Source organism: Streptomyces sp. NPDC059373, assembly GCF_042751495.1.
In the GTDB taxonomy this organism is placed as follows: domain Bacteria; phylum Actinomycetota; class Actinomycetes; order Streptomycetales; family Streptomycetaceae; genus Actinacidiphila.
On sequence record NZ_JBHYXC010000087.1, the window covers coordinates 1 to 8,146 of the forward strand.

General features: G+C 71.6%; 8 protein-coding genes. 5 read left to right on the forward strand and 3 right to left on the reverse strand.

Features of this window, described 5'->3' with window-relative positions; all coding sequences use genetic code 11:
• Positions 1-146: 146 nt before the first annotated feature.
• The gene (locus ACFXJ5_RS40900) at positions 147-809 is read right to left on the reverse strand and encodes an O-methyltransferase (RefSeq protein WP_384643550.1); all 663 of its coding nucleotides are present in this window, start codon (positions 807-809) and stop codon (positions 147-149) included.
• 24 nt (positions 810-833) lie between these two features.
• On the opposite strand from ACFXJ5_RS40900, the gene ACFXJ5_RS40905 reads away from it, so the two are divergent.
• Positions 834-1,463 (forward strand): nucleoside/nucleotide kinase family protein, encoded by a 630-nt coding sequence (locus ACFXJ5_RS40905; protein WP_384643553.1) that lies wholly within the window; start codon positions 834-836, stop codon positions 1,461-1,463.
• Here the strand turns inward: ACFXJ5_RS40905 and ACFXJ5_RS40910 are convergent, their stop codons facing one another.
• Together ACFXJ5_RS40910 and ACFXJ5_RS40915 are read right to left on the reverse strand one after the other, a co-directional pair.
• Positions 1,464-2,222, reverse strand: a complete 759-nt coding sequence (locus ACFXJ5_RS40910; protein ID WP_384643555.1) for a DUF4097 family beta strand repeat-containing protein — start codon at positions 2,220-2,222, stop codon at positions 1,464-1,466.
• Positions 2,223-2,402: 180 nt separating this feature from the next.
• Positions 2,403-3,824, reverse strand: a complete 1,422-nt coding sequence (locus tag ACFXJ5_RS40915) for a family 2B encapsulin nanocompartment shell protein (RefSeq protein ID WP_384643558.1) — start codon at positions 3,822-3,824, stop codon at positions 2,403-2,405.
• A 352-nt stretch (positions 3,825-4,176) separates the two neighbouring features.
• Here ACFXJ5_RS40915 and tatA point away from each other — a divergent pair, with 352 nt between their 5' ends.
• The 4 genes from tatA (at position 4,177) to ACFXJ5_RS40935 (ending at position 8,055) form a co-directional block, all read left to right on the forward strand.
• Entirely contained in the window at positions 4,177-4,410 is a 234-nt protein-coding gene (gene tatA, locus ACFXJ5_RS40920) for a Sec-independent protein translocase subunit TatA (protein ID WP_384643561.1), read from the forward strand.
• Between the two features lie 138 nt (positions 4,411-4,548).
• Positions 4,549-6,531: an FAD/NAD(P)-binding protein gene (locus ACFXJ5_RS40925; protein ID WP_384643564.1), complete on the forward strand. Its 1,983-nt coding sequence runs from the start codon at positions 4,549-4,551 to the stop codon at positions 6,529-6,531.
• 76 nt (positions 6,532-6,607) lie between these two features.
• Positions 6,608-7,096, forward strand: a complete 489-nt coding sequence (locus tag ACFXJ5_RS40930; RefSeq protein WP_384643567.1) for a DoxX family protein — start codon at positions 6,608-6,610, stop codon at positions 7,094-7,096.
• Between the two features lie 245 nt (positions 7,097-7,341).
• Positions 7,342-8,055: a DedA family protein gene (locus ACFXJ5_RS40935; RefSeq protein ID WP_384643570.1), complete on the forward strand. Its 714-nt coding sequence runs from the start codon at positions 7,342-7,344 to the stop codon at positions 8,053-8,055.
• Positions 8,056-8,146 lie beyond the last annotated feature (91 nt).

The window sequence follows — 8,146 nt, forward strand, 5'->3', positions numbered from 1 at the left end:
TCACCCGCAGGCGCCCTGACCTGCCCCACCCTCGCCATACGAAAGACAACGAGGCAAAGCCACCTAAGTCACCGGCATTGGGCCTAGGCCCTGTCGTCAAAATGGCGCCGGCCGCCGCGGGACAGGCGGGATTTTGACGACGGGGCCTAGGGACGCCGGCGGGCCAGCGTGAGGCCGTCGGCGACGGTGAGGAGGACGGCCTCGACGCGGTCGTCGGTGTGGACGCGTTCGTTGAAGGCCTGGACGCCGGCGGTGCTGCCGGTGGCGTGGGGGTCGAGGACGCGGCCGTGGAAGAGGGTGTTGTCGGCGGCGATGACGCCGCCGGGGCGCATGCGGGGGACCAGCTCCTCCCAGTAGTTGACGTAGTTCTCCTTGTCGGCGTCGAGGTAGACGAAGTCGATCACCGGGTCGGTGGGGAGCGCCCGCAGCGTGTCGAGGGCGGGGCCGATGCGCAGGTCGATGCGGTCGGCGACGCCGGCCTTGGCCCAGGCCTGGCGGCCGTAGGCGGTCCACTCCTCGGAGATGTCGCAGGCGATGAGCGTGCCGTCGGCGGGCAGGGCCTGGGCCATCGACAGGGCCGAGAAGCCGGTGAAGGTGCCGACCTCGATGATGCGGCGGGCCCCGACGAGGCGTACGAGGAAGGCCAGCAGCGGCCCCTGCTCCTCGGCGGACTGCATGCCGGCGGCGTCGCCGAGCTGCTTGTGGGTGACCTCGACCAGCTCGCGCTGCACGGGGTCGAGCGGCGGATTGTGCTGGAGCACGTACTCGTACAGCTCGGGAGTCAGCGGGGGGTTCTTGGTCTCGTACAAGGCCTCTCCTCTTAAGGTGGCGGCATGTTCGTGAATGACGCCATCGCCCTCGTGCCCAGCATGCCAGCCAGGCGCGCGCTGCTGGGGCTGGCGGGCGCTCCGGCCGCCGGCAAGTCGACGCTCGCCCGTTCCCTGGTCGACGGCGTCAACGCCCGGCTGGGCGCGGGCATGGCGGCGTACGTCCCGATGGACGGCTTCCATCTGTCCAACGCGCAGCTGGACCGGCTCGGCCTGCGCGACCGCAAGGGCGCGCCGGAGACCTTCGACGTCGACGGCTACGTCCATCTGCTGCGGCGGCTGCGAACCTGGCACGGGCGGCCGGTCTACGCACCCGATTTTGACCGGGCGCTGGACGAGCCGGTCGCGGCGGGCATCGTCGTGCCGCCGGAGGCGCAACTCGTGGTGACCGAGGGCAACTACCTCGCGGACGACGCCCCGGGCTGGAACGCCGTCCGGGATCTGCTGGACGAGCTGTGGTTCGTCGACGTGCCGCCCGCCGTCCGGGAGGAGCGGCTGCTGGCGCGGCACGTGGCGGGCGGTCGTACGGAGGCGGAGGCGCGGGCCTTCATCGAGGCCAGCGAGCGGCCCAACGCGGCGCGTGTGGAGGCCGCGCGGGCCGCGTGCGGGCGGGTCGTACGGATGGCCGCACCCTGATCACAGGCCCCGCACCGTCACCGAGCCGTCGTTCGTGCGGACGGTGACCTGGTGGGCGCTCGAGGAGTCGCGCGGCACCGCGACCGTGACCTTGCCGTCGCCGGTGGTCGCGGACACGCGGTACCGCTCGTCGGGCAGCTCGACCGTGACCTTGCCGTCGGAGGTGGTGGCGAGCACCCGGTCCGGCACCGTGGTGAAGCGGAGCCGGACCGCGCCGTCGGAGCTGCGGGCGGTGACCCGGCGTGAAGTGACGCCGGTGGCCTCGACCTTGCCGTCGCCGGTGGAGAGGTCGAGGGGGCCGCTGACGTCCCGGATCGCGACGGAGCCGTCCTTGGTCGACACCTTGAGCGCGGTGTCGAAACCGCTCGCCTCGACCTTGCCGTCGCTGTTGGCGACGGTCACGGCGACGCCCCGCGGCACCAGCACCTCGTGGCGGGCGGAGCAATTGGTCACCAGGCCCCGGCACGTGACCCGGAGCCTGAGGGTGTGGCCGTCCTCCATCGACCAGGTGGTGTGCGTGCTGCCGCCCACCGCCCAGGCGTCGAACCACCGGGTGACCTTGACGTCCTTCACGTCGGCCGGCTTGACCACCACCTTCGAGTCACCGGCGTCGATGGTGAGTTGGCTGCCGCTGAGCGCGAAGTCGTGCTTGTCCGGCTTGGCGTCGTCGGATGCGTCGGCGCAGCCGGCGACCGTGCCGAGCACGAGCACCGCCCCGGACGTGGCGAGCAGTAAACGGCGGGATGTGTCGGTGCTCAACGGGGCCGCCTCCAGCGGGCGTCATGGGCAGGTCGCGGAATGTACCCATGACGCTACGAAGCGGCGCTCAGCCCCGGAATCCGGGCGGCCCCCGGGGCCGGGGTGGGGCTAGCCCCCGGGGCCAGGTGGCGGCCCGGCCGGCACCAGGGTGTCGGCCGGGGACGTGGGGGTGCATCCGGGTCAGTCCCTGGGGCGGGCGATCTCGACGTTCTCCAGCACGCCGAGCGCGTCGGGGACGAGGACGGCGGCGGAGTAGTAGGCACTGACGAGATACGAGATGACGGCCTTGTCGTTGATGCCCATGAAGCGCACCGAGAGGCCCGGCTCGTACTCGTCCGGAATTCCGGTCTGGTGGAGTCCGATGACGCCCTGGTTGTCCTCGCCGGTACGGATCACGATGATGGAGCTGGTGTTCTCCCTCGTGATCGGGATCTTGTTGCAGGGCAGAAGGGGAATTCCGCGCCAGGCCGGGACCCGGTCGCCGTGGAGATCGACGTGGTCGGGATAGAGGCCGCGGCTGTTGAGTTCGCGGCCGATCGCCGCGATCGTCCGCGGATGGGCGAGCAGGAAACGCGCATCACGGCGCCGGGTGATCAGCTCGTCCAGATCGTCCGGGGTCGGCGGGCCGGAATGCGTATTGATCCGCTGGGTGTAGTCCGCATTGTGCAGCAGACCGAATTCCCGGCTGTTGATGAGCTCGTGTTCCTGGCGTTCGCGCAGCGCCTCGACGGTGAGCTTGAGCTGCTGCTCGATCTGGTTCATGGGCTGGTTGTAGAGGTCGGCGACCCGGCTGTGCACCCGCAGCACGGTCTGCGCCGCGCTCAACTCGTACTCCCGGGGCGAGAGTTCGTAGTCCACGAAGGTGCCGGGCAGCCGCGCCTCGCCCTCGTGGCCGGCGGACAGCGCGATCTCGGCCTGGCCGTACTTGTCCTGTGAGTGGCCGCCGTCGGCGGTGAACCGCTCGATCTGCGCCCGCAGTGACTCCGACTGGCCGGCCACGGTCTGGAAGGCGTGCCGGGGGAGCACCAGCGCGGTCACGGCGGTGGCCGCCTTGGCGGTGTATCCCCAGGTGCCGTCCCGCGCGGTCAGCGACTCGTCGCCGAAGTGGTCACCGTCGGCGAGGACTCCGACCACGGCCTGGCCTTCGTACTTGCCGGTGGCCAGCTTGTTCACCTTGCCGTGCGCGATCAGGAACACCTGGTCGGACGGCCGTCCCTCCTCGACGATCACTTCGCCCGGGGCGAACTCGCTCTGCGTGAAGCGGTCGGCCAGGGCGCTGAGCACCGTCTGGTCGTCGAAGCCGCGCAGCAGCGGCAGTTCGCCGAGCTCCGCCGGAATCACCCGGACGTCGGCGCCGGTCTGGATGAATTCCACCCGTCCGTCGCCCACGGTGTACGTCAGCCGCCTGTTGACCCGGTACGTGCCGCCCGTCGCCTGGACCCACGGAAGAATCTTCAGCAGCCACCGCGAGGTGATTCCCTGCATCTGCGGTGCGGATTTGGTCGTCGTCGCGAGATTCCGCGCGGCGGCCGTACTCAGACTCAGCTGCGGCTGTTCTTCTTCCTGCCCGGACTCCGGTGCGATACCCGACTCAACCGTCATGGGCTGTCCTCCCCATTTTGCCTTTGCTGCTTGAGCGTTTGCAGCCTTTCGGACGGCAAATCCCGCTGGTCGCCGCCCATATCGACGCTACCCACGTGATCAGTACCGCTGCACTCACTCAAAAGGGTGAGCATGTGGCGAGGGCTATTTTCTGGTCAATGATGCGCGGTCAATGATGCGCGGTCATGGATGCACGGTCATGCTCCGTCGAGCGCCCGGTTCGCCTCCGGTGACCCCGGCTGTTCCTTTGCCGAGGTTTGGCACCCCCGGGGGCGGATCCATCCCCGGTGGGATTGACAATGGGCCCCGGTCAGTACGTGACACCGCACACCGATCCCAAGCGAGGCCCCGCATGCTCCGTAATGGACTCGAACCCTGGCACCTGCTCCTGGTCGCCCTGGTCTGCATCCTGCTCTTCGGCTCCAAGAAGCTCCCGGAAGCCGCCCGGGGGCTCGGCAAGTCCATGCGGATCCTCAAGTCCGAGGCGCGCGCGATGAAGGCCGAGGACGGCGATGACGCGGCCAACGGCGCGGTCTACGCCGAGGTCTCCGCCGAAGCGGAGGGCACACACCCCGAAGCGAAGTGATCCGCCCCACACCGGACCCGGATATTCCGGCCCCGGCGTGGACACGGGCTCCCGGCACGGGATGATGTTCGGCGCACCAGGGCGGGACAGGCCCTGGACCCGTCCAGCAGCCGCACCTGCCCCCGGGAGACCCTCACCGTGTCCGGAGCCGCAGCCCAGCCACGTCACGCCATAGCCATCGTCGGTGCCGGTCCACGCGGCACCAGCGTGCTGGAACGGGTCTGCGCCTCCGTACCCGGCGTCCTCACGCCGGGCGCCCGGCTGACCGTGCATGTCGTCGACCCGTCGCCGCCCGGCCCCGGCCGGGTGTGGCGCACCGCGCAGCCGAGCGAACTGCTGATGAACACCGTCGCGTCGCAGGTGACCCTGTTCACCGACGAGAGCGTCGAGTGCGGGGGCCCGATACGTCCCGGGCCCAGCCTGTACGCATGGGCCGCCGCCCTCGCCCGCTCCGGCAGCGCCGACAACGCGTACGATCCCTGCGTGCGGGCCGAGGCCGCCGCCCTCGGCCCGGACGACTACCCGAGCCGCGCCTTCTACGGCCACTACCTCGAGTGGGTCTTCCGCCGCACGCTGCGCTCGGCCCCGGACGCCGTCACGGTCACCGTCCACCGGGCCCGCGCGATACGCCTCGACGACGACGAGGAGGACGGCAGGACCCGGCGCCAGCTCCTCGCCCTCGACAACGGCCGCACCCTCCGCAACCTCGATGCCGTCGTCCTCGCCCAGGGCCACCTCCCGGCCGCGCCCACCCCCCAGCAGGAGCGTTTCACCGCGTACGCCGCCGAGCACGGCCTGCGCTACCTCCCGCCCGCCAACCCCGCCGACCTCGAGGCCGACCTCGCCGCCATCCGCCCCGGCGAACCGGTGCTGTTGCGCGGCCTCGGCCTCAACTTCTTCGACCACGTCGCCCTGCTGACCACCGGCCGCGGCGGCACCTTCCACCGCGACGACGCCGCCGACCGGCTCACGTACGTCCCCTCCGGCCGCGAGCCGCGCATCCTCGCCGGTTCGCGGCGCGGCGTCCCGTACCACGCGCGCGGCGACAACGAGAAGGGCGCGCACGGCCGCCACCAGCCCCTCCTCCTCACCCCCGACGTCATCGAGGGCCTGCGCAAGCGCGCCGCCTCGGGCGACGCCGACGACTGCCCGGACTTCCTTGAGGACGTGTGGCCGCTGGTCGCCAAGGAGGCCGAGACGGTCTACTACGTGACGCTGCTGCTCACCCTCGACCCGGGGCTGATGGACCGATTCCGCGAGCGCTATCTGTCCGCCCCGCACGGCAGCCCCGAAGAGGCCGCCGTCCTGGACGAGTTCGGGATACCGGCCGCCGACCGCTGGGACTGGGCGCGGCTGGCCCGGCCGCACCGGGGGACCGGCTTCGGCAGCCGGGAGGCGTTCCGTACCTGGCTGCTCGGCCACCTGCGGCAGGACGCGGTGCAGGCCCGGCTCGGCAATGTGGCCGGTCCGCTCAAGGCGGCCCTGGACGTGCTGCGGGACCTGCGCAACGAACTGCGGCTGGTGGTGGACCACGCCGGCCTGTCCGGCGATTCGCACCGCGACCACCTCGACCGCTGGTACACCCCGCTCAACGCGTTCCTGTCGATCGGTCCGCCCCGCAGCCGTACGGAGGAGCTGGTGGCGCTGATCGAGGCCGGCGTGGTCGAGATTCTCGGGCCGCGCTTGAGTGTCGAGGCAGGCCCGGGCCCCTGCTTCACCGCCGAATCCCCCGACGTCCCCGGGTCACGGGAGCGGGTGACCGTCCTGGTCGAGGCCCGGCTGCCGGAGCCCGACCTGCGCCGGACCGCCGACCCGCTGCTCGCGCGGCTGCGGGCGGCCGGGGCCTGTCGCCCGCACCGGGTCGGCGGTTACGAGACCGGGGGCCTCGACGTCACGAGCAGCCCGTTCCGGCTGCTGGACCGTCAGGGCCGCGCCCATCCGCGCCGCTTCGCGGTCGGCGTACCGACGGAGGGCGTGCACTGGGTGACGGCCGCCGGAGCCCGTCCCGGGGTCAACTCGGTGACGCTGGCGGACACGGATGCCGTCGCCCGGGCGGCCTTGCGGACGGCCGGAAGGGCCGGTGTTTCGGGGATATGTCTGATGGCCGAGAGTGATGCTTGAAAGTTGCAGCGTTAGCGAAATTCTACCTATGGTCGTGAACATCGGTTCGTCCCCCACCTGACCGTAGGAGTACCTCATGAGCTTTTCCGGCTTCCCCGAAGCGGCCAAGCCCCATGCACTCGCTCTCTTCCGGGTCGTCATCGGCCTGCTCTTCGCCTGCCACGGCGCCGCCGCTCTCTTCGGCGTCCTCGGCGGCGCCATGGGCGGCGGCACCGTCCCCACCGGCACCTGGCCGGGCTGGTACGCGTCCGTCATCCAACTCGTCGCCGGCAGCCTGGTGCTGCTCGGCCTCGGAACCCGCTTCGCCGCGCTGATCGCCTCCGGGTCGATGGCGTACGCGTACTTCGACGTGCACCAGAGCGCGGCCCTGTGGCCGATCCAGAACGGCGGCGAACTCGCCGCGATCTACGCCTGGGCCTTCCTGCTGGTCGTCGTCGCCGGCCCCGGCGCCTTTGCGCTCGACGGCCTCCTCGGCAGCGCCCTCGCCAAGCGGGCCCCGGCGGACTCCCCGGCCCCGGTCCCGGCGGTTGCCCCGGCCGCCGAGCCGGAGCCCAGCACCGCCTGACCCCCGCTCGGAAGGGGCGGTGAAAACGGCCACCGGGGCTGTTTTCACCGCCCCTTCGGCGACGTCTCAACCTTTATTCCTCAACCCCGCGTCACAACGTGAGTAAAAGGTCACGCCACCCCGGCGATCGGCTGAAACACCAGAAGCGTACGCTGTACGGCGGGATGCGGAGGATTGATCCGCTTCCCGCGCGGACAGCCTCACACCCAGCGGGCGCCGTGCACCCCGCCGGCCAAGGAGGCACAGTGCTCGACGGACTGGGCTCCTTGCTCCACGCACCATGGATCTATCCGCTGGTCGCCGTGTCGATCGTCCTCGACGTCTTCGTCCCGGTCCTCCCCAGCGGCGTCCTCCTGATCTCCGCCAGCGCCGGCGCGACCTCCACCTCCGCCTCCGGTGAACTCCTCGACGTCGCCATCCTGTTGGCCTGCGCGGCCGCCGCCTCCGTCCTCGGCGACGTCGCCGCCTACCGCCTCGCCTGGCGCGGCGGCGACTGGCTCGACCACCGCCTCGCCCAGTCCCGGCGCCTGTCCACCGCCCAGGAAAAGCTCGGCGCCGTCCTCGCCCACGGCGGCGGCGCCCTCGTCGTCCTCGCCCGCTTCGCCCCCGCCGGCCGCTCGGTCGTCTCCCTCAGCGCCGGCGCCGCCCACCGCCGCGCCAAGGAGTTCCTCCCCTGGTCCGCCCTCGCCGGCCTCACCTGGGCCGTATACAGCGTCGGCCTCGGCTACCTCGGCGGCGAATGGCTCGGCGCCACCTGGCTCGGCAGCGGCATGTCCGTCCTCGCCCTCCTGGCCTCCGGTTCCGTCGCCGCGTACGTCTTCCAACGCGAGCGCCGCACCGCGACGGCCCCGGACGCCGCCGTCCCCATCCCCGGCACGATTCCGGTCACCGTCGCGGTCAGCCTGCCCGCGCAGGCCACCGCCGCCGCCGACCGGGTGGCGGTCGCCGAAGCGCTTTAGGGCCTGTCTTGTGGATCTCCGCGGCGTCGCGTGCCCTGGCACTGGGGGCACCTCCCAGCCCCCAGGGCTGGGGGAGCTCGCGGCGTTGTCG

Excerpts from the sequence above, each read along its gene's own strand:
- ACFXJ5_RS40905 (WP_384643553.1), top strand. The coding sequence starts at position 834 with ATGTTCGTGAATGACGCCATCGCCCTCGTGCCCAGCATGCCAGCCAGG.
- ACFXJ5_RS40915 (WP_384643558.1), bottom strand. The coding sequence starts at position 3,824 with ATGACGGTTGAGTCGGGTATCGCACCGGAGTCCGGGCAGGAAGAAGAA.
- tatA (WP_384643561.1), top strand. The coding sequence starts at position 4,177 with ATGCTCCGTAATGGACTCGAACCCTGGCACCTGCTCCTGGTCGCCCTG.
- ACFXJ5_RS40930 (WP_384643567.1), top strand. The coding sequence starts at position 6,608 with ATGAGCTTTTCCGGCTTCCCCGAAGCGGCCAAGCCCCATGCACTCGCT.